The 20,614-nt window shown below is 59.2% G+C and carries 14 protein-coding genes and 1 pseudogene; 5 read left to right on the top strand and 10 right to left on the bottom strand.

From position 1 onward, the window contains the following. Positions 1-93: 93 nt before the first annotated feature. The 4 genes from CES87_RS17645 to CES87_RS17630 all read right to left on the bottom strand — a co-directional run bounded on the left by CES87_RS17645 (position 94) and on the right by CES87_RS17630 (position 4,807). The gene (locus CES87_RS17645; RefSeq protein ID WP_128607130.1) at positions 94-330 is read right to left on the bottom strand and encodes a DUF1653 domain-containing protein; all 237 of its coding nucleotides are present in this window, start codon (positions 328-330) and stop codon (positions 94-96) included. Positions 331-429: 99 nt separating this feature from the next. After that, positions 430-1,605 (bottom strand): acetyl-CoA C-acyltransferase FadA, encoded by a 1,176-nt coding sequence (gene fadA, locus CES87_RS17640; RefSeq protein WP_128607129.1) that lies wholly within the window; start codon positions 1,603-1,605, stop codon positions 430-432. A gap of 28 nt (positions 1,606-1,633) precedes the next feature. Continuing rightward, positions 1,634-3,781, bottom strand: a complete 2,148-nt coding sequence (gene fadB, locus CES87_RS17635) for a fatty acid oxidation complex subunit alpha FadB (protein WP_128607128.1) — start codon at positions 3,779-3,781, stop codon at positions 1,634-1,636. 588 nt (positions 3,782-4,369) lie between these two features. Next, positions 4,370-4,807 carry a hypothetical protein gene (locus CES87_RS17630; RefSeq protein WP_128607127.1) on the bottom strand — a complete coding sequence of 146 codons (438 nt, stop codon included), beginning with the start codon at positions 4,805-4,807 and terminating at the stop codon, positions 4,370-4,372. 104 nt (positions 4,808-4,911) lie between these two features. Between CES87_RS17630 and CES87_RS17625 the strand changes: the two genes are divergently transcribed. After that, a complete protein-coding gene (locus CES87_RS17625) occupies positions 4,912-5,352 on the top strand; it encodes a universal stress protein (RefSeq protein ID WP_128607126.1) in 441 nt (146 codons plus the stop codon). Between the two features lie 187 nt (positions 5,353-5,539). On the opposite strand, the gene CES87_RS17620 is transcribed toward CES87_RS17625, so the two are convergent. After that, positions 5,540-7,459, bottom strand: a complete 1,920-nt coding sequence (locus tag CES87_RS17620) for an ATP-binding cassette domain-containing protein (RefSeq protein ID WP_128607125.1) — start codon at positions 7,457-7,459, stop codon at positions 5,540-5,542. Between the two features lie 212 nt (positions 7,460-7,671). Here CES87_RS17620 and CES87_RS17615 point away from each other — a divergent pair, with 212 nt between their 5' ends. Next, complete coding sequence (locus tag CES87_RS17615; RefSeq protein WP_128607124.1) at positions 7,672-9,600, top strand: transglycosylase SLT domain-containing protein; 1,929 nt, start codon at positions 7,672-7,674, stop codon at positions 9,598-9,600. Between the two features lie 109 nt (positions 9,601-9,709). On the opposite strand, the pseudogene CES87_RS17610 reads toward CES87_RS17615, so the two are convergent. Together CES87_RS17610 and CES87_RS17605 are read right to left on the bottom strand one after the other, a co-directional pair. Further along, positions 9,710-10,782, bottom strand: a pseudogene (locus CES87_RS17610) (Fic family protein). Positions 10,783-10,835: 53 nt separating this feature from the next. Next, positions 10,836-12,656 (bottom strand): ABC transporter transmembrane domain-containing protein, encoded by a 1,821-nt coding sequence (locus CES87_RS17605; RefSeq protein ID WP_256590960.1) that lies wholly within the window; start codon positions 12,654-12,656, stop codon positions 10,836-10,838. Positions 12,657-12,907: 251 nt separating this feature from the next. Between CES87_RS17605 and CES87_RS17600 the strand changes: the two genes are divergently transcribed. Continuing rightward, a complete protein-coding gene (locus CES87_RS17600; RefSeq protein WP_128607123.1) occupies positions 12,908-13,087 on the top strand; it encodes a PA1571 family protein in 180 nt (59 codons plus the stop codon). 126 nt (positions 13,088-13,213) lie between these two features. Here CES87_RS17600 and pdxB read toward each other — a convergent pair whose 3' ends face one another. Then, the gene (pdxB, locus tag CES87_RS17595; protein WP_128607122.1) at positions 13,214-14,356 is read right to left on the bottom strand and encodes a 4-phosphoerythronate dehydrogenase PdxB; all 1,143 of its coding nucleotides are present in this window, start codon (positions 14,354-14,356) and stop codon (positions 13,214-13,216) included. 298 nt (positions 14,357-14,654) lie between these two features. Here pdxB and CES87_RS17590 point away from each other — a divergent pair, with 298 nt between their 5' ends. Further along, positions 14,655-16,064 (top strand): MATE family efflux transporter, encoded by a 1,410-nt coding sequence (locus tag CES87_RS17590; RefSeq protein ID WP_128607121.1) that lies wholly within the window; start codon positions 14,655-14,657, stop codon positions 16,062-16,064. Positions 16,065-16,201: 137 nt separating this feature from the next. Here the strand turns inward: CES87_RS17590 and tusA are convergent, their stop codons facing one another. Continuing rightward, complete coding sequence (tusA, locus tag CES87_RS17585) at positions 16,202-16,453, bottom strand: sulfurtransferase TusA (RefSeq protein WP_095197341.1); 252 nt, start codon at positions 16,451-16,453, stop codon at positions 16,202-16,204. Positions 16,454-16,566: 113 nt separating this feature from the next. Further along, positions 16,567-17,640: a 23S rRNA (cytidine(2498)-2'-O)-methyltransferase RlmM gene (rlmM, locus tag CES87_RS17580; RefSeq protein WP_128607120.1), complete on the bottom strand. Its 1,074-nt coding sequence runs from the start codon at positions 17,638-17,640 to the stop codon at positions 16,567-16,569. A gap of 222 nt (positions 17,641-17,862) precedes the next feature. On the opposite strand from rlmM, the gene acnA reads away from it, so the two are divergent. Continuing rightward, on the top strand, positions 17,863-20,604 hold the full coding sequence (gene acnA / locus CES87_RS17575; RefSeq protein WP_128607119.1) for an aconitate hydratase AcnA: 2,742 nt from the start codon (positions 17,863-17,865) through the stop codon (positions 20,602-20,604). The last annotated feature ends 10 nt before the right edge of the window (positions 20,605-20,614 follow it).

Below are 20,614 nucleotides of genomic sequence, written 5' to 3'. Positions count from 1 at the left end.
CTAGAAGTGAAAGGCGATTGGCGCCTGACGCGGCACCGCTATATATAGTGGCTACAAGGTGAGGTCAAGCGCAGGGTTTTGCGCGCACTCAGCTTATGGCTTGGTAAAAAGGCTTTCTTCGGCTTGCACCAAAGCGAAGCGTGGCACCTGTTCGCCGTCAACCTCGACCGACTCCAGGAACATGCTCAAGGGACGTACCCAAAAGCCGTAATCGCCATACAGGGCTTGGTAGAAGACCATTTCTTCCTCGGTTTCCGAATGCCGCGCAATACTGAACACACGGTACTGCGGACCTTTGTAATGTTGGTAGAGCCCAGGTGGTATCGGCATGCTTTGGCCCTCACTCAAATTTTTTCAAAATAAAAATAAAAATAAATCCGGAAAAACAAAAACCGGGGCACTTGGCCCCGGCTTTCGTCGACGAAACGCTTAAACGCGTTCGAAGACGGTGGAGATGCCTTGGCCGAGACCAATGCACATGGTGGCTACCCCGAAGGTGCCGCCATTCTGCTTCATCACGTTCAGCAAAGTGCCGGAAATCCGTGCACCGGAGCAACCGAACGGGTGACCCAGGGCGATTGCGCCGCCGTGCAGGTTAACCTTCTCGTTCATCTTGTCGAGCACTTTCAGATCTTTCAGCACTGGCAGGGCTTGTGCGGCGAAAGCTTCGTTGAGCTCGAAGAAGTCGATATCGGCAATACCAAGGCCCGCGCGCTTCAGTGCTTTTTGTGTGGCCGGTACTGGACCATAGCCCATGATCGCCGGGTCCACACCTGCCACTGCCATCGAGCGAATCACCGCCAGAGGCTGGATACCCAGGTCCTGTGCACGCTGCGCCGACATCACGATCATGCACGAAGCACCATCGGTGATCTGCGACGAAGTACCGGCTGTCACGGTACCGCCCTTCGGGTTGAAAGCAGGCTTGAGCGCCGCCAGGCTTTCCAGGGTGGTTTCCGGACGAATGGTTTCGTCGTAGTCGAACAGTTTCAGGAAACCGTTCTCGTCATAACCCTGCATCGGGATGATTTCGTCTTTGAACTTGCCTTCCACAGTCGCCTTGTGGGCGAGTTGGTGGGAGCGCACGCCGAAAGCGTCCTGTTGTTCGCGGGTAATGCCGTGCATCTTGCCCAGCATTTCCGCGGTCAGGCCCATCATGCCCGAAGCTTTCGCCGCGTACAGGGACATGTGCGGGTTCGGATCGACACCGTGCATCATGCTCACGTGGCCCATATGCTCGACGCCGCCAACGACGAATACGTCACCGTTACCGGTCATGATCGCTTGTGCAGCAGTGTGCAAAGCGCTCATGGACGAGCCACACAGACGGCTGACGGTCTGGCCGGCCGAAGTGTGCGGGATCTGGGTCATCAGCGACGCCATGCGGGCGATGTTCCAGCCCTGCTCCAGGGTCTGGTTCACACAGCCCCAGATCACGTCTTCGACTTCGTTCGGGTCGACCTTGACGTTGCGTTCCAGCAATTTGCTGATCAGGTGCGCCGACATGTCTTCGGCGCGGGTGTTGCGGTGCATGCCGCCCTTGGAACGGCCCATCGGAGTACGACCGAAGTCGACAATCACGACGTCTCTAGGATTCAAGCTCATAAGTTCACTCTCACTCTAGTTGGGGCGCTTAACCGAAGAAGCTCTGGCCGTTTTTGGCCATTTCGCGCAGCTTCGCGGTCGGGTGGTACAGCGCGCCCAAATCAGCGTACTGGTCAGCCAGGGCAACGAACTCTGCAACACCGATCGAGTCGATGTAGCGCAGCGCACCGCCACGGAATGGAGGGAAACCAATACCGTAGACCAGACCCATGTCGGCTTCGGCAGCGGTTTCGACAATGCCGTCTTCCAGGCAACGCACGGTTTCCAGGCACAGCGGGATCATCATCCAGTTGATGATGTCCTCGTCAGTGACTTCGCGCTGTTCAAACACGATTGGCTTGAGCACTTCCAGTACCGATGGATCGGCGACTTTCTTCTGCTTGCCCTTCTTGTCGGTCTCGTAGGCGTAGAAGCCCTTGCCGTTCTTCTGACCCAGGCGCTTGGCTTCGTAGAGCACATCAACGGCCGAGCGACGGTCGTCTTTCATACGGTCCGGGAAGCCTTCAGCCATCACGTCACGACCGTGGTGGCCGGTGTCGATGCCGACCACGTCCATCAGGTACGCCGGGCCCATCGGCCAGCCAAATTTTTCCATGACCTTGTCGATACGGACGAAGTCCACACCAGCGCTGACCAGCTTGGCGAAACCGCCGAAGTACGGGAACAGTACGCGGTTGACCAGGAAGCCCGGGCAGTCGTTGACCACGATCGGGTTCTTGCCCATTTTCTTGGCGTAGGCGACGGTAGTGGCAACTGCCAGCTCGCTGGACTTCTCGCCACGGATCACTTCCACCAGCGGCATCATGTGCACCGGGTTGAAGAAGTGCATGCCGACGAAATTTTCCGGACGCTTGAGGGCTTTGGCCAACAGGCTGATGGAAATGGTCGAGGTGTTCGAGGCGAGGATGGTGCCCTCTTTGACCTGGTCTTCGACTTCGGCCAGAACAGCTTGCTTGACCTTCGGGTTCTCGACGACCGCTTCAACCACCAGGTCTACGTGACCGAAATCACCGTAGGACAGGGTCGGACGAATGCCGTTGAGCACTTCTGCCATTTTAGCGGCGGTCATACGGCCTTTATCAACGCGGCCAACCAGCAGTTTGGCGGCTTCGGCCAGACCCTGCTCGATACCGTGCTCGTTGATGTCCTTCATCAGGATCGGCGTGCCTTTGGAGGCCGACTGATAGGCGATACCACCACCCATGATGCCGGCGCCCAGTACCGCGGCCTGCTTTACGTCCTTGGCGATTTCGTCGTAGGCCTTGGCCTTTTTCTTCAGCTCCTGATCGTTCAGGAACAGACCGATCAAGCTCTGCGCGGCAGAGGTCTTGGCCAGTTTGACGAAACCGGCAGCTTCGACTTCCAGCGCCTTGTCACGACCGAAGTTCGCGGCTTTCTGAATGGTCTTGATCGCTTCGACCGGGGCCGGGTAGTTCGGGCCAGCCTGGCCGGCCACGAAACCTTTGGCGGTTTCGAAAGCCATCATTTGTTCGATGGCGTTCAGCTTCAGCTTTTCCAGCTTCGGCTGACGCTTGGCCTTGTAATCGAACTCGCCGGAAATGGCGCGTTTGATCAGTTCCAGTGCAGCCTCTTGCAGCTTCTCAGGAGCAACCACGGCATCGACGGCGCCGACTTTCAGCGCGTCTTCAGGACGGTTTTCCTTGCCGGCGGCAATCCACTCGATGGCGTTGTCGGCACCAATCAGGCGTGGCAGACGCACGGTACCGCCGAAGCCCGGGTAGATGCCCAGCTTGACTTCCGGCAGACCGATCTTGGCCTTGGTGGACATGACGCGGTAGTCCGCTGCCAGGCACATTTCCAGACCGCCACCCAACGCGATGCCATTGATCGCGGCGACGGTTGGGACGTTGAGGTCTTCGAAATCGCTAAAAATCTTGTTGGCTTCCAGGTTGCCAGCAACAAGCTCTGCATCCGGCAGCTTGAAGTTGTCGACAAATTCGGTGATGTCGGCGCCGACGATGAACACGTCCTTGCCACTGCTGACGATCACACCCTTGATCGAAGTATCTGCCTTGATAGTGTCTACGGCCTGACGCAGTTCGTTCAGGGTTAGACGGTTGAACTTGTTGACGGACTCACCCTTGAGGTCGAACTTCAGTTCGACGATGCCACTTTCAAGAGCCTTAACCGTGATGGCTTTACCTTCGTAAATCATCAACTGATCTCCACGATATGGAAGCTGAACAGTACACGTCGGACGCAGGCGAATGGCTGGGCAGGGACGTCAATCGTCAATGCTACGCCTATCCACCCGGCACACCCGCCAACGCGATAGTCGGGATTCTGTAAGAGCGTTTTTCGAAACAAACGCTCAATTCATACGCCCGTTTGATTTGGGTACGCCACCTTCACGGAATTTCCGACAATTGTCAATCGCCCAAAATGCGGGTTGAAATGAGACTTTGCGGTCATTTCAGTAAGACGAAGGCCTGCAACACGCGGCTGCATGTATATACATTCATAGGATCAATCATTAGAAAAGTCGCCCTAATTCACTGCAGCCTGTGTTTAACAAGCTACGCTGGCGGAACCTCAGGGAACATTTGAACGCTTTTGGCGAATGCCAAGCGCAAGATCAGCCCAAACCGAATTACCGGCCTGCCTGGCCAATCCCCGCCCGATGAAGTTGTCGGGCTTTTTATTGGGCGCGAAAAACCTGTAGGAGCGAGGCTTGCCCGCGAAGGCGGTGTGTCAGGTACGACGCCTTCGCGGGCAAGCCTCGCTCCTACAGGGAATCGTTTTTTCAGGCGAGGGCTTTGAGGGTGGCATCGATGTGTTGCAACACTTCGGCTTCGCCCTTTTCGCCCCAATACAAGGTGATCATTTGCTTGTCGGCTTCGACCTTGTAGACGTTGTCCGGCAATTTTTCGAAATGATTGAGCAGCGCTCGATCCTCGCAGGTTTCCTGCCACTGATTCACCCACAAACCCGGTGATTTTTGCCAGTAACTCCAGCAGACAGGCTGAGTGCCACGTCGTGGTCGATGGTATTGCGCACAAGGGTTTGGCGGCTCCTGACCGAGCCAGTGCGGCCATTCCTGAGGCGCCAGTTGCATGGCCAGCCCGATGCGTCGCGCCTCCATGCGCAGGGCCATGCGGCCACTCTGGTGGCGGGACGGTCGCAACCACGCCAGGGGGCTGAGCACCACCAGCAGGATTGACACCACTATCCAGACCGTCATATCTGTACTCCCGATTTTGAATGAGCGCATTGCGCCACTTTGGAACCAATGCGCTTGAAACCAGCCATACTTACCAATATTGCATTCCTCAGGAGTAGCACCTCATGCCCTACAACCACATTCTGGTCGCTGTAGATCTAACCGAAGAGTGCGACCCTGTAATCCACCGTGCTCGCGAACTGTCGGTTAGCAATGGCGCGAAATTGTCCCTGGTGCACATTGTCGAGCCGATGGCCATGGCCTTTGGTGGCGACGTGCCGATGGACCTGTCACAACTGCAACAACAGCAGTTCGATCAGGCCAAGGAGCGCCTCGACCGGCTGATTGTGAAATATCCGGAGCTCTCCAGGGAATACAGCCACCTGACCTACGGCCAGCCACGCCAGGAAATTCACCACCTGGCCAAGGAGCAAGGGTGCGACATGATCGTGGTGGGCAGTCACGGCCGGCATGGCCTGGCATTGCTGCTGGGCTCTACCGCTAATGATGTGCTGCACGGCGCACCTTGCGATGTGCTGGCGGTTCGCCTGCAAAGCAAAAACTGACAGCACCGCTCCCTGTAGGAGCGAGCTCGCTCGCGATGGTCGTCAACGATAACGCGGGAAGCCTGACACCCCGCGGTGCTCTCAGGTTCATCGCGAGCGAGCTCGCTCCTACAGGGAATTGATCGGATTACATATGAAAAGCCCGGCATTCATCCCTGAATGCCGGGCTTTTTTATAGCAAGATCAATCAAGCATCCAGTTCGGCCCAGCGCTCGACCATCACGTCGTGCTCAGCCTGCAACTGTGCCAGCTGAGCGATCACCGCAGCGGTCTCCGCAGCCGGACGCAGGTAGAAACCGGCATCCGCCATCTGCGCTTCCACCGCAACGATCTGCTGCTCCATGGCTTCGATCTGCCCTGGCAATGCTTCCAGCTCGCGCTGCAATTTGTAACTGAGTTTCTTCTTCGCCACTGGCGCATCGACGGCTGCCGCGACAGGCGCAGGCTCTGCCTTGACCACAGCAGAGTTCAGGTCGGCCTTGCCGGACTTGCTCTCGGTCACGCCCAGCAGGCGCGGCGAGCCGCCCTGACGCAGCCAGTCCTGGTAACCGCCGACGTATTCGCGAACCTGGCCTTCGCCTTCGAAGACCAAGGTGCTGGTGACCACGTTGTCGAGGAATGCCCGGTCGTGACTAACCATCAGCACGGTGCCGTTGAAGGTCAGCAAGACCTCTTCCAGCAGCTCGAGCGTTTCGACGTCGAGGTCGTTGGTCGGTTCGTCGAGGACCAGCAGGTTCGCCGGTTTGCTGAACAGCTTGGCCAGCAACAGACGGGCACGCTCACCACCGGACAGCGCCTTGACCGGCGTGCGGGCACGCTGCGGGCTGAACAGGAAGTCGCCCAGGTAGCTCAACACATGGCGGCTCTGGCCGTCGATATCGATGAAGTCGCGACCTTCGGCGACGTTATCGATCACGGTTTTTTCCAGATCCAGCTGATGGCGCAACTGGTCAAAGTAGGCGACATCAATACGCGTGCCCTCTTCCACCTTGCCGCTGGTTGGCTGCAAGCCGCTGAGCATCAGTTTCAGCAGCGTGGTCTTGCCGGTGCCGTTGGCGCCGAGCAGGCCGATACGGTCGCCGCGCTGCAACACCATGGAGAAGTCCTTGATCAGGAACGGCCCGCCCGGGTGAGCGAAGCTCACATTCTCGAGGACCATCACCTGCTTGCCGGACTTGTCGGCGGTATCCAGCTGAATGTTGGCCTTGCCGGTGCGCTCACGACGCTCGCTGCGCTCGACGCGCAGGGCCTTGAGTGCGCGAACGCGACCTTCGTTACGGGTACGCCGGGCCTTGATGCCCTGGCGGATCCACACTTCTTCCTGGGCCAGTCGCTTGTCGAACAGCGCGTTCGCGGTCGCTTCGGCGGCCAGTTCGGCCTCTTTATGCACCAGGAAACTGGCGTAGTCGCCGTTCCAGTCGATCAGCCCACCACGATCCAGTTCAAGGATGCGGGTTGCCAGGTTTTGCAGGAAGGAACGGTCGTGCGTGATAAACAGCACGGCGCCCTGGAAATCCTTCAGCGCTTCTTCGAGCCAGGCGATCGCACCGATATCCAGGTGGTTGGTCGGTTCGTCGAGCAGCAGCAGATCTGGCTCGGACACCAGTGCCTGGGCCAACAGGACGCGACGACGCCAGCCGCCGGACAGTTCGGCGAGGGTCTTGTCGGCCGGCAATTGCAAGCGGCTGAGGGTGCTGTCGACCAGGGTTTGCAAACGCCAGCCATCGCGGGCTTCGAGGTCGTGCTGAACATGCATCAGCTTGTCCAGGTCGGCATCGGTAACGATGTTCTGGCTCAGGTGGTGGTATTGGGCAAGCAACGCACCGACACCGTCCAGGCCTTCGGCCACGACATCGAACACTGTCCGCTCGTCGGCTACCGGCAATTCTTGCGGCAATTCGCCGATCTTGAGCCCGGGTGCGCGCCAAACGGAGCCGTCATCGGGCTTCTGGTCGCCCTTGACGAGCTTCATCATGCTGGACTTGCCAGTGCCGTTACGGCCGATGATGCACACCCGCTCTCCACGGGCGATCTGCCAGGACACCTTGTCCAACAACGGCATAGCGCCGAAAGCAAGGGACACATCGCTGAATTTGAGCAGGGTCATGAGCTTCTCCAAAAACCGGGCGCGCATTCTACCTGAATAGAGGCTTCAGAAGGCCGGCAATTTCACAGTCGGAGCACTCTGCACTACAAATGTTGCGAACTGATGCAGACAGCTCCGCAAACCTTTCGCCCGCTGCTGGCAAAAGGCTAAGCTACGGATAATTCAGTGCAGGCATCGCCAGCACTTGTCATGATTTTCTGTCCGGACGTCTCATGCGCAGTCGCCTCTTCAAGTTTTTATCCTGTTTTTTACTTTCTGCCGCTGCCGTTCAATCCGCCCAGGCGGTGGACCTGTCCACCCAACGCCAGTACTACGATGAGGCCAAGCGCGCCCTGGCCAAGGGCGATACCGGCCCTTATTTCCGTTACAGCCAGGCCTTGGCCGACTATCCGCTGGAACCGTATCTGGCGTATGACGAACTGACCGCGCGCCTGAAAACCGCGAGCAATGCCGAAATCGAAAAATTTCTCGCCGAACACGGAGACCTGCCCCAGGCCAACTGGATGAAACTGCGCTGGTTGCGCTGGCTGGCCGATCGCGGCGAATGGGCGACCTTCGTCAAATATTACGACCCCAAAATGAATTTCACTGAACTGGACTGCCTGAATGCGCAGTATCAGATCAGTCACAATCTCAAGACCGAAGGTTACGCCAACGCCAACAAGCTCTGGCTGACCGGTAAATCCCAACCCGAGGCCTGCGATGCATTGTTCGGAATGTGGGCCGCCGAAGGCCAGTTGACCGAGCAAAAACGCTGGGAACGCACCAAGCTCGCCGCCCAGGAGCGCAACTATCCGCTGGCCATCAGCCTGGTGAACGGTCTAAACACCCTCGCCCCTCGCGGTCGCCTGTTGATCGATGTCGCGCAAAAACCCGAACTGCTCAACCAGCCGTCGCGCTTCACTCCAGCTGACGAACCGATGTCGGACATCGTCAGCCTTGGCCTGCGCCGCTTCGCCCGCCAGGACCCGGACAAGGCCATGGACCTGCTCGACGGCTATGCCAGCAGCATGCACTTCTCACGCGACGAAAAAGTGGCGATCGCCCGTGAAATCGGCCTTACCCTCGCACGTCGTTTCGACAGCCGCGCGCTGGACGTGATGACCAAATACGACCCGGAATTGCGCGACAACACCGTGTCCGAATGGCGCCTGCGCCTGCTCTTGCGCCTGGCTCGCTGGGACGATGCCTATCAGTTGACTCGCCGCCTGCCCCAGGACCTCGCCACCACCAACCGCTGGCGCTATTGGCAGGCCCGCAGCCTGGAACTGGCACAACCACAGAATCCCCAAGCGCAAACTCTCTATAAGAGCCTTGCTCGCGAGCGTGACTTCTATGGCTTCCTTGCCGCCGATCGTTCGCAGTCGCCCTATTCGCTGGTCAACAAGCCGCTGGTGCTGAGCCAGGCGACTATCAATAAAGTACGCAACACGCCTGGCGTACGCCGCGCCCTGGAGTTCCATGCGCGAGGGCAGATCGTCGACGGTCGCCGCGAGTGGTACCACGTCAGCCGGCACTTCAGCCGCGACGAAATGGTCGCCCAGGCGAAACTGGCCTACGACCTGAAATGGTATTTCCCGGCGATTCGCACCATCAGCCAGGCGCAGTACTGGGATGACCTGGACATCCGCTTCCCGATGGCTCACCGCGAAGTCCTGGTCCGCGAAGCCAAAGTCCGTGGCCTGCATTCGAGCTGGGTGTTCGCCATCACCCGCCAGGAAAGCGCCTTCATGGACGACGCCCGCTCCGGTGTCGGTGCGTCAGGCTTGATGCAACTGATGCCCGGCACCGCCAAGGAAACTGCGCGCAAGTTCAGCATTCCGTATGCCTCGCCGCAGCAGTTGTTCGAACCGGACAAGAACATCCAGCTCGGTGCGGCGTACCTGAGCCAGGTCCACAGCCAGTTCAACGGCAACCGCGTCCTCGCCTCCGCCGCCTACAACGCCGGCCCCGGCCGTGTCCGCCAGTGGCTGCGCGGCGCTGATCATTTGAGTTTCGACGTATGGGTGGAAAGCATTCCGTTCGACGAAACCCGTCAGTACGTGCAGAACGTGTTGTCCTACTCGGTGATTTACGGCCAGAAACTCAACTCACCGCAACCGCTGGTGGATTGGCATGAGCGGTATTTTGATGATCAATAAGAACGGCAGCGGCAAGCTCTAAGCCTCTAGCTGCAAGCAGTCCTTCATGGCTGTAAGAAAAATGCCCGCATCGAGAATGCGGGCATTTTTGTTCAGACAGCTAGACCGATTACAACCGGCCCACCGCCTGCTTTCCAAAATCGGTCAGTAGATAGCGTTGAACCGGGCTGCGGGGCGAGTCGGGATCGGTCATTTCAATCAGGCCAGCAGCCAATGCTGGCTTGAGATAGTTAGCTCGAAAAGTAGCCTTGTGAGCTAATCCGACCTCCACCATCATCTCGCTTACCTTCATTGGACCGGTTCCACGGAGCGACAAAAGCAGCTTCGCTACTTGGTCGGTTACTTGATCGGTTACTTGATCGGTTACTTGGTCGGTTACTTGGTCGGTTACTTGGTCGGTTACTTGGTCGGTTACAGGTTCGCTTCGCACTGCCTCTTTAAGCGCAATGCTCAACGCTTGCAGCATGAACTCGACAAAAGGTGTCGACTCAGCCAATTGATCCGCTGCTGACAATGCGCGTAGTAATCGTCCTGCTGCTCTCGGATCACTGCTTCGACTGGCAAATAAGCCAAAACTGGTCGCCACTGACTAAGTATGAGGGTTTGCCAGAGACGCCCCATGCGTCCATTGCCGTCGGCGAAGGGATGGATGAATTCGAACTCGTAATGGAAGACGCAACTGATGATCAGCGGATGCCAATCAGAATCGCCAAGCCATGCCAGCAAGTCTTCAATCAAATGCACAACGCGACTCGGAGGTGGAGCCATATGGACTAGTTTATCGCCACGGTAGATACCCCCACCCGCTCGACGAAAACGCCCGCAATCGTCAATCAATCCACTCATCAAGAGTTCATGGGCATGAAGCAAGTCGGCGCGGTTGCTCGGGTGCCAATCCGGCATGGAGTCGTAGGCCGCAAAGGCATTACGCACTTCCTGGATTTCCCGAGGCAACCCCAGTACTCGCTGCCCAGCCAGAACTGCAGTCACCTGTTCAATACTGAGGGTGTTGTTCTCGATGGCCAAGGAAGCCTGAATCGTTCGGATCCGATTACCGCGACGTAACTGAGGCGTCTGCAGGCGCTCATCTACAGCCGTAAGCTGACCGATCTGCTCGCTGATTTCAGCGATTAGCGACAACATTTTCGTAGTCAAGGTCAGTGGTGGTTGATAACGGCTCATATCCTCATCCGGGCTCATGATTGAGGACGATATAGTGCCCGAACCGGGCAGCTTTACTGAGCGTCATGGCCATTTCCGATTTCCGCTGATTCGAAAAGATCGCAGCCTTCGGCAGCTCCTGCAAACTGCAATGCCGCCAACCGCGCATACAGCGCATTGCTGGCGATAAGCTCCTGATGTGTACCAACAGCCACCAATTTCCCTTGATCCATCACCGCAATTCGATCGGCGTTTTTGACCGTGGCCAGACGATGGGCGATGACCAACGTAGTGCGGTTTTTCATCAGGCTTGGCAGGGCTTGCTGGATCAGGTGTTCGCTCTGGGCATCGAGGGCGCTGGTGGCTTCGTCGAGCAGCAGGATGGGGGCATCCACCAGCAGCGCCCGGGCGATAGCCAGGCGTTGGCGCTGGCCACCGGACAAGCCCAGGCCACCGTCACCCAGATGTGTCTGGTAACCGTTGGGCAAGGCTTGGATGAAGTCGTGGGCGTAGGCAATTTTTGCCGCCTCCTGAACCTCGGCCAACGTCGCCGTCGGATTGCCGTAGCGGATGTTGTCTTCGATGCTGCCGTAAAACAGCGCCGGGGTTTGCGAAACCAGGGCGAAGCAGCGACGCAGGTCCAATGGATCAAGTCGGGTCAGTGGCACGCCATCCAGCAGGATGCGTCCTTGGGCAGGGTCGTAGAAACGCAGCAACAGGTCATACACCGTCGACTTGCCGGCACCGGACGGGCCGACTAGAGCCAGGGTTTCGCCAGCCCTGACCGACAGATTCAAGCCATCGACGGCATAGCTTTCGGGGCGTGACGGGTAGGAAAAGCGCACGTCCTGCAGCAGCAGGTTGCCCTTCACCCGCGCGGGCAGCTTCACCAGATCGGTGGTCGGTGGCAGGATGATGTTTTCCGAACGCAACAATTCGGCGATCCGCTCCGCCGCGCCTGCCGCGCGCTGCAATTCGCCGATCACCTCACTCAAGGTGCCGAACGCACTCCCCACGATCAGGCTATAGAAGACAAACGCCGCCAGTTCACCCGCGGAAATCCGCCCGGCAATCACATCCATGCCGCCGACCCAGAGCATGACGCCCACGGCGCCCAGCACCAGGATGATGACCAGGGTAATCAACCAGGCCCGCTGAAAAATACGCTTGCGAGCGGTATCGAAAGCCTCTTCTACGGTCACGGCAAAACGCTGTTCGTCCTGACCTTGATGGTTGTACGCCTGCACGGTCTTGATCTGGCCAAGGGTTTCAGAGACATAGCTGCCGATATCGGCGATCCGGTCCTGACTCAGGCGCGACAGATTGCGCACCCGGCGACCGAAGATCAGGATCGGCGCGATCACCAGCGGCAAGGCGACCACCACGATACTGGTGAGCTTGGGATTGGTCACAAACAGCAGGACGATCCCGCCGATCACCATCAACAAGTTGCGCAGAAACAGCGACAGCGAAGAGCCAATCACTGATTGCAGCAGTGTGGTATCGGCGGTCAGTCGTGACTGGATCTCGGAGCTGCGGTTGTTTTCGTAAAAGCCCGGATGCAAATAAATCAGATGATTGAACACCTGGCGTCGGATGTCGGCAACGCAGCGCTCGCCGATCCACGACACCAGGTAAAACCTCGCAAAAGTGCCAACCGCCAGACCGATCACCAACAGCATGAACAAGCCGATGGACTGGTTGAGCAAGTGCGGCGACTGGGTCATGAAGCCCTGATCCACCAGCAGACGAATGCCCTGCCCCATGGACAGGGTGATGCCCGCCGTGACGATCAACGCGAGCAAGGCACCGAACGCGTGCAAGCGATACGGCGCGATGAAGTGGCTGGCCAGGCGAATCGCACGGCGGTGTCGTACTGAGAGCATTGGCATCATCCGCAACAGAACAATTGATAGTTTCACCCTACACCGCTCAATGGGGTGGATCCTGGTTAATCACAATGAGTCAGGTTAATTATGACCGCCAACACTAGCTCCTAGACGCTATTGGTCTAAAGTCCGGGTGGCAACGTCGCGGTATTTCTGGTGCACTGGTGTTGCCGCCATGAAACGATCGCAGGGAGTTGTCACAGCCCGGTCACTTGGTGGTTCTACAGTAAGCACACAACCTGATGAGGAGACAGGCCATGTCCTTGCAAAACAGCAGCGATGACAAGATTGAAGTGATCCGCACGCAGCCGAGCCAGTCTCTGGGTTGCTCGATAATCGATAAGGAAGGGCGCGAAGTACCGATCACTGAAGACATGATCCAGCAAGCGTGCCGCGACCTGGAAAAGCGATTGGTCAAGCCTGCCGAACAAAAGTGATATAGCCACCGTCTTCTTGACCCGGCCCTTGATGGCCGGGTTTTTTATGGGTGTTTGCTGGAAGATTTGTGGTGCGGCCATTCGCGGGCAAGCCTCGCTCCTACAGCGAATGGGCCAATTCGGTCTCTAGACTGCCGTCGCACCCAAAGCCGCCACAATCTGCCGCAATGCCGGCGCATCCCCGTCAATGCGCACCTGCAACCCGTCGATCTCACGTCGCAACGGGTAGTTCTTGCGCAATATATCGAACGCCGCCCGCTGTTCACTCACACTGCCTACGAGACTGCGGCGCAAATCCGCATCGTCACGGCGCGGGTCGTACACCCCGCGACACAACATCGCCAGCGCCCAGGCAGGATCACTTTCAGCGCTCAAGGTCACTTGTGACAACCACGGTGCCGGCAGCAAATCGCTCAAGCTAACCCGGGCCGGTTGCCCGATAAAATCGCAATACGCCTGATAGATCTGCGCCGTGCCGCGCTGCTTGCCATCCAGGCTGTACCCGGCAATGTGCGGCGTCGCCAGTACACAGAGCTCGGCCAGCGCCACATCGACTTCCGGCTCGCCTTCCCAGACATCCAGCACCGCTTGCAGATCTTCGCGCTCCAACAACACATCGCGCAACGCAGCGTTATTGACTACGGGACCGCGACTGGCGTTGATCAGCCAGGTGCCGGGTTTGAGTAGGTTCAGACGCTTTTTATCGAACAGGTGCCAGGTCGACTGAGCGCCACGCTTGTTCAACGGCGTGTGCAGGCTGATCACGTCGCACTGCTCGATGATCTCTTCCAGGCTGACGTAATCTCCACCCTCGAAAGCGTGCCGTGGCGGGTCGCAGACCAATACCTTCCAGCCCAGACCTTGCAGGACCTTGACCAGCCGTCCGCCCACCTCGCCAGCACCGACCACGCCGTAGGTACGCCGAGTCAAGTCGACGCCTTCGATTTCGGCCAGGGTCAGTAGACTGCCGAGCACATAGTCGACAACGCCCCGAGCGTTGCAACCCGGAGCACTGGACCAGGTGATGCCGGCCTGCTGGAAGTATTCCAGGTCCAGGTGATCGGTGCCGATGGTGCAAGTGCCGACAAACCGCACCTTACTGCCTTCGAGCAGCGCGCGGTTGACGTTGGTCACCGAACGCACCAGCAACAGATCAGCCTGTTCGACGGTGGCACGGTCGATGGAACGTCCCGGCACCCGGCGGACTTCGCCGAAACCTTCGAAGAAGGCATCGAGCAGGGGGATATTTTCGTCGGCAACAATCAGCATGGCAGGCTCCTTTGGCGGGTTGGCAGTGTAGGCGTAGATGACGGCACTGAGCCAGCGGGCATTGTTCACCTTGATCCGAACTACACCGCTTACTTTGTGGGAGCGGGCTTGCTCGCGAAGGGGAGCGTCCGTAAACATTGATGTATCTGATACACCGCTTTCGCGAGCAAGCCCGCTCCCACAGGTTTTCCTGCACCGTCAGTCCCCATTACAAATCCCTAACACAGTCTTTTCCTGACCGATGCGTCAAGGCGTAGAATGCGCGGCCTTGTATCAAATTCTTTCGGACGTTTCGCCCTTGAATTCCGTGACTGACCACCCCGCCGCCACTTCCCTCACCCGTCCGGCCCGGGTTCGACTGGAGCTGAAAAACCTGCTGAGCCTGGCGCTGCCGATCATGATCGCGCAGCTGGCGACCACGGCGATGGGTTTCGTCGATGCGGTGATGGCCGGCCGTGTCGGGCCCCGTGATCTGGCGGCGGTGGCGCTCGGCAACTCGATCTGGGTGCCGGTGTTCCTTCTGATGACCGGCACGCTGCTGGCCACCACGCCGAAAGTCGCCCAGCGCTTCGGCGCCGGCAACCACAGCGAAATTGGCCCTATCGTCCGCCAGGCATTGTGGCTGGCGTTGGTCGTGGGGCTGATGGCGACCGGCATGCTGTTTAGCGCCGAACCGATCTTGCACCTGATGAAGGTCGACCCCGAACTGATCGGCCCGTGCATGCAATACCTGCACGGCATCGCCAGCGGTTTACCCGCCGTCGCCTTCTACCATGTGCTGCGCTGCACCAGTGACGGCCTGGGGCGCACCCGCCCGGCGATGGTGCTGGGCCTGTGCGGGCTGGCGCTGAACATTCCGCTGAACTACGTGTTCATTTATGGCCACTTCGGTGTACCGGCCATGGGCGGTGTCGGCTGCGGCTGGGCCACGGCGATCGTGATGTGGGTGATGGCCCTGGGCCTGACCGGTTGGGAACGCTGGGCGCCGGCCTATCAGTCGAGTCAACTGTTCAGCCGCTTTGACTGGCCACAGTGGTCGGTGATCAAGCGTCTACTGGCAATCGGCCTGCCCATTGGCATCGCCGTGTTCGCCGAGTCGAGCATTTTTGCCGTGATCGCCCTGCTGATCGGCAGCCTGGGCGCAACGGTGGTTGCCGGGCATCAGATTGCCCTGAACGTCAGCTCGCTGGTGTTCATGATTCCTTACTCCCTGGGCATGGCCGTGACGGTGCGCGTCGGTCAGGCACTGGGCCGTGAAGAGCCACGCGAGGCGCGTTTTGCCGCGGGTGTCGGCATGGGCACCGCGCTGGCCTACGCCTGCCTTTCGGCGAGCATGATGTTGCTGATGCGCGAGCACATCGCTGCGATCTACACCGCAGACCCGACGGTGATCCATATCGCGGCGATGTTGATTGTGTACTCGGCGCTGTTCCAGTTTTCCGATGCGATCCAGGTAACGGCGGCCGGCGCCCTGCGCGGCTATCAGGACACCCGGGTGACGATGATCCTGACCTTGTTCGCTTACTGGGGCATCGGCTTGCCGGTGGGTTACGCCCTCGGCCTAACTGACTGGCTCGGCGAACCCCGCGGCCCGAGTGGGCTGTGGCAGGGGTTGATCGTGGGATTGAGCTGCGCTGCGCTGATGCTGTCGATCCGCCTGACGCGCAGTGCACGCAGACGGATTCGCATCCACCACTCGGCGGGCTGACACAGCGCCGTGTAGGAGCTGGCTTGCCAGCGATGGTCGCGAACGATTACGCGTGTTGATGGTTAACCGTGTCGCTCTCGAGTTCTTCGCTGGCAAGCCAGCTCCTACAGGGGCGAATGCGGTCTTTTTCGATGGCGTTAACCGGACTTCTTGCGAATCCAGTACAGGTAGGTGCCAGCATCTTCGTGTTGCGCCACCAGTTCGTGGTCGAGAAACACGCAGAACTTGGGGATGTCGCGACGGGTCGACGGGTCAGTGGCGATCACCTTGAGCAGGCCGCCGGGCACCAGGTCACGGATGTGCTGGTGCAGCATCATTACCGGCTCCGGGCAGTTGAGGCCGGTGGCGTCGAGGGTGCCGTCAACCGGCGTGTCAGTCATTTCGCTCATGATTCACTCCTGAAACTTGCCGGCATTGTCGCGCATTGCCGGGCACATCGTCATCTGCGGCGTACACGGCTGATCGTTCCCACGCTCTGCGTGGGAACGATCAGCGCACAACTTCAGCGGGACTTGGGTTTCTTCACGTCGAGCCGGCGCAGATGGCAGGTCACTTCTTCACGGTCGTGATACAGCTGCTTGCAGCCGATCTCAACGCGGATGCCCCGCGCCTTGAAGCCGTCGGCGATGCGCTCCAGCAGGCGCTTCACTTCGGCGTATCGCTGTTTCATCGGCAGCTTGAGGTTGACCACGGCTTCGCGGCAATGGCCCTCGCCGATCCACTCTTCCAGCATCGCGGCATTGCGCGCCGGTTTCTCGACGATGTCGCAGACCATCCAGTCCACCGGTTGCTTGGGCTTGAAGGTGAAACCGTCGGCCATCAAATGCTGTACCAGACCAGTGTCCATCAGGCTTTCAGCCATCGGGCCGTTGTCAATGGCAGTCACCAGCATGCCGCGATTGACCAGCTGCCAGGTCCAGCCACCGGGCGCGGCACCGAGGTCGACGCCGGTCATGTCGCTGTGCAGGCGCTCGTCCCACTGATCGCGCGGGATGAAGTGGTGCCAGGCCTCTTCCAGCTTCAGGGTCGAACGGCTGGGTGCCTCGCGGGGAAACTTCAAACGCGGAATGCCCATTGGCCACATTGCACAATTGTTCGCCTGCGCCAGACCGACAAACACTTCGCGACCGGACTTGAAGGTCAGCAGCAGGCGCGGCTTGTTGGCGTCGTCCACCAATTTGCCGGCACCGATCAGCGCCTTGCGCAGCGGGCCTTCGAATTTCTTGCAGAAATTCGACAGCTCTTTGCCGTCGTTGGTGTCGACCACTTCCAGCCATAGGCTGCCGCAGATCGGGAAGTCCGCCAGGTGTGCGAGGATCACGCTGATGCGGTCGGTTTCCGGCAAATCGATGAACATTCCCCGAGCCCATTGACGCGGGAAGATCAACTGATCGAAACGTTGACCGCGCATCAGGCGCTCTGCACCGTCTTCTTCAGTGCAGACAAATTCGGCGCAGGCGCTGGCGGTTTTGGCCTTGGCATAACCGGCCACGTTCAACTGCGCGGCGAGGTCGGAAATCTCGGAACAGACTTCGCCTTCGAAGCCCGGCCGGCAATGCATAAAGAGGGTGTTCATTCTTACTCCTGGGCAGATGGCGAGAAATTCAACCACTGCGCGATGCCCAGACTTGCTTTGGAGCAAAGCCTGTCACGAAAACCGGCGCATGATAGCCGACTTCGCAACCTCGGACTTGTCCATAGAGTCCAGTAATTAGCCTTAAACACTAAAGAGGACTAGGTTTAATCCTCTGCCCGTTCCCTCTGTCCGTAGCCCTGCGGACCAAAAGGAGTGATCGTAATGCCGTCTCTCGATAGCCTGAACACCCTTAAAACCTTGCAAGTCGACAACAAGACGTACCACTATTTCAGCCTGCCGGACGCCGCGAAAAGCCTGGGCGACCTGGACAAGCTACCGATGTCGCTGAAAGTGCTGCTGGAAAACCTGTTGCGCTGGGAAGATGCAAAAACCGTCACCGGTGCCGACCTCAAGGCGATTGCCGGCTGGCTCAAGGAGCGCCGCTCCGATCGCGAAATCCAGTACCGCCCGGCGCGGGTGCTGATGCAGGACTTTACCGGCGTGCCTGCCGTGGTCGACCTGGCCGCCATGCGTGCGGCGATGGCCAAGGCCGGCGGCGATCCGCAGCGGATCAATCCGCTGTCGCCGGTGGATCTGGTGATCGACCATTCGGTGATGGTCGACAAATACGCCACCAGCAGCGCCTTCGAACAGAACGTCGATATCGAAATGCAGCGCAATGGCGAACGTTACGCGTTCCTGCGCTGGGGCCAGAGCGCCTTCGACAATTTCAGCGTGGTGCCGCCGGGCACCGGGATCTGCCACCAGGTGAACCTGGAATACCTGGGCCGCACCGTCTGGACCAAGGACGAGGACGGCCGCACCTACGCCTTCCCGGACACGCTGGTGGGCACCGATTCCCACACCACCATGATCAATGGCCTCGGCGTGCTTGGCTGGGGCGTTGGCGGCATCGAGGCGGAAGCGGCGATGCTCGGCCAACCGGTGTCGATGCTGATTCCGGAAGTGATCGGTTTCAAACTCACCGGCAAGCTCAAGGAAGGCATCACCGCCACCGACCTGGTGCTGACCGTCACCCAGATGTTGCGCAAGAAAGGCGTGGTCGGCAAATTCGTCGAATTTTATGGCGACGGCCTTGCCGATCTGCCGCTGGCGGACCGCGCGACCATCGCCAACATGGCCCCGGAATATGGCGCTACTTGCGGTTTTTTTCCGGTGGACGACGTGACGCTGGAGTACCTGCGTCTATCCGGCCGCCCCATCGAAACCGTGAAACTGGTCGAGGCCTACAGCAAGGCGCAAGGCCTGTGGCGCTTGCCGGGCAAGGAACCGGTATTCACCGACAGCCTGGCGCTGGACATGGCCAGCGTCGAAGCCAGCCTCGCAGGACCCAAGCGCCCGCAGGACCGGGTTTCGCTGCCGAATGTCGCGCAAGCGTTCAGCGACTTCATCGGCTTGCAGGTCAAGCCCACCAGCAAGGAAGAAGGTCGCCTGGAAAGCGAGGGCGGCGGCGGTGTCGCGGTGGGCAACGCCGATCTGGCCGGTGAAGTGGACTACGACTTTGAAGGGCAAACGGTTCGGCTGAAAAACGGCGCGGTGGTGATTGCCGCGATCACTTCCTGCACCAACACATCCAACCCGAGTGTCATGATGGCCGCTGGCCTTGTGGCGAAGAAAGCCGTGGAAAAGGGCCTGCGCCGCAAACCCTGGGTGAAAAGCTCACTGGCCCCCGGCTCGAAAGTGGTCACCGACTACTACAAGGCTGCCGGCCTGACGCAATACTTGGATGAACTGGGTTTTGCCCTGGTTGGTTATGGCTGCACCACGTGTATCGGCAACTCCGGCCCCTTGGCGGAACCGATCGAAAAAGCCATCCAGAAAGCCGACCTGACCGTGGCCTCCGTATTGTCGGGCAACCGTAACTTCGAAGGCCGGGTCCATCCGCTGGTGAAAACCAACTGGCTGGCCTCGCCGCCACTGGTGGTGGCTTATGCACTAGCGGGCACTGTGCGCATTGATCTCAGTCGCGAGCCCTTGGGCGAGGACCAGAACGGCAATCTGGTTTACCTGCGCGACATCTGGCCCAGCAGCAAGGAAATCGCCGACGCCGTGGCGCAGGTCAACACCGCCATGTTCCACAAGGAGTACGCCGAAGTGTTTGCTGGCGACGAACAGTGGCAGGCCATCGAAGTGTCGCAAGCGGCCACCTACGTCTGGCAGGCGGATTCGACCTACATCCAGCATCCGCCGTTCTTCGATGACATCGGCGGACCGCCGCCGGTGGTCAAGGATGTCGCTGGTGCCCGTGTCCTTGCGCTGCTCGGCGATTCGGTGACCACCGACCACATCTCCCCGGCCGGCAACATCAAGGCTGACAGCCCAGCGGGCCGCTACCTGCGCGAGAAAGGCGTGGAACCGCGGGACTTCAACTCCTACGGTTCGCGACGCGGCAACCACCAAGTCATGATGCGCGGCACCTTCGCCAACATCCGCATTCGCAATGAAATGCTCGGCGGCGAAGAGGGTGGCAATACTCTCTATATCCCGACCGGGGAGAAACTGGCGATCTACGACGCAGCCATGCGTTACCAGGCCGCGGGCACGCCGCTGGTGGTGATCGCCGGACAGGAATACGGCACCGGATCAAGCCGCGACTGGGCGGCCAAGGGCACTAATCTGCTCGGAGTCAAAGCGGTTATCGCCGAAAGCTTCGAGCGGATTCACCGCTCTAACCTGGTGGGCATGGGTGTGCTGCCGCTGCAGTTCAAACTCGATCAAAATCGCAAAAGTCTTAATCTGAAAGGCACCGAAACCCTGGACATCCTCGGCTTGACCGGCGTCGAACTGACACCACGGATGAACCTGAACCTGGTCATCACCCGTGAAAACGGGACCCGCGAAAAAGTCGAAGTACTGTGCAGGATCGATACGCTTAATGAGGTGGAGTACTTCAAGTCGGGAGGAATTTTGCATTACGTGTTGCGGCAGTTGATTGCCTCGTAATCGCGCGCTG

Origin of the sequence: Pseudomonas sp. ERMR1:02 (genome assembly GCF_002277815.1) — a bacterium.
Classification (GTDB): domain Bacteria; phylum Pseudomonadota; class Gammaproteobacteria; order Pseudomonadales; family Pseudomonadaceae; genus Aquipseudomonas.
This window is presented reverse-complemented; position numbering and strand designations above follow the sequence as displayed.

What these genes read in the sequence shown, in the direction of transcription:
- CES87_RS17645 (WP_128607130.1), bottom strand. Translation starts at nt 330, where the DNA reads ATGCCGATACCACCTGGGCTCTACCAACATTACAAAGGTCCGCAGTAC.
- fadA (WP_128607129.1), bottom strand. Translation starts at nt 1,605, where the DNA reads ATGAGCTTGAATCCTAGAGACGTCGTGATTGTCGACTTCGGTCGTACT.
- fadB (WP_128607128.1), bottom strand. Translation starts at nt 3,781, where the DNA reads ATGATTTACGAAGGTAAAGCCATCACGGTTAAGGCTCTTGAAAGTGGC.
- CES87_RS17630 (WP_128607127.1), bottom strand. Translation starts at nt 4,807, where the DNA reads ATGACGGTCTGGATAGTGGTGTCAATCCTGCTGGTGGTGCTCAGCCCC.
- CES87_RS17625 (WP_128607126.1), top strand. Translation starts at nt 4,912, where the DNA reads ATGCCCTACAACCACATTCTGGTCGCTGTAGATCTAACCGAAGAGTGC.
- CES87_RS17620 (WP_128607125.1), bottom strand. Translation starts at nt 7,459, where the DNA reads ATGACCCTGCTCAAATTCAGCGATGTGTCCCTTGCTTTCGGCGCTATG.
- CES87_RS17615 (WP_128607124.1), top strand. Translation starts at nt 7,672, where the DNA reads ATGCGCAGTCGCCTCTTCAAGTTTTTATCCTGTTTTTTACTTTCTGCC.
- CES87_RS17605 (WP_256590960.1), bottom strand. Translation starts at nt 12,656, where the DNA reads ATGATGCCAATGCTCTCAGTACGACACCGCCGTGCGATTCGCCTGGCC.
- CES87_RS17600 (WP_128607123.1), top strand. Translation starts at nt 12,908, where the DNA reads ATGTCCTTGCAAAACAGCAGCGATGACAAGATTGAAGTGATCCGCACG.
- pdxB (WP_128607122.1), bottom strand. Translation starts at nt 14,356, where the DNA reads ATGCTGATTGTTGCCGACGAAAATATCCCCCTGCTCGATGCCTTCTTC.
- tusA (WP_095197341.1), bottom strand. Translation starts at nt 16,453, where the DNA reads ATGAGCGAAATGACTGACACGCCGGTTGACGGCACCCTCGACGCCACC.
- rlmM (WP_128607120.1), bottom strand. Translation starts at nt 17,640, where the DNA reads ATGAACACCCTCTTTATGCATTGCCGGCCGGGCTTCGAAGGCGAAGTC.
- acnA (WP_128607119.1), top strand. Translation starts at nt 17,863, where the DNA reads ATGCCGTCTCTCGATAGCCTGAACACCCTTAAAACCTTGCAAGTCGAC.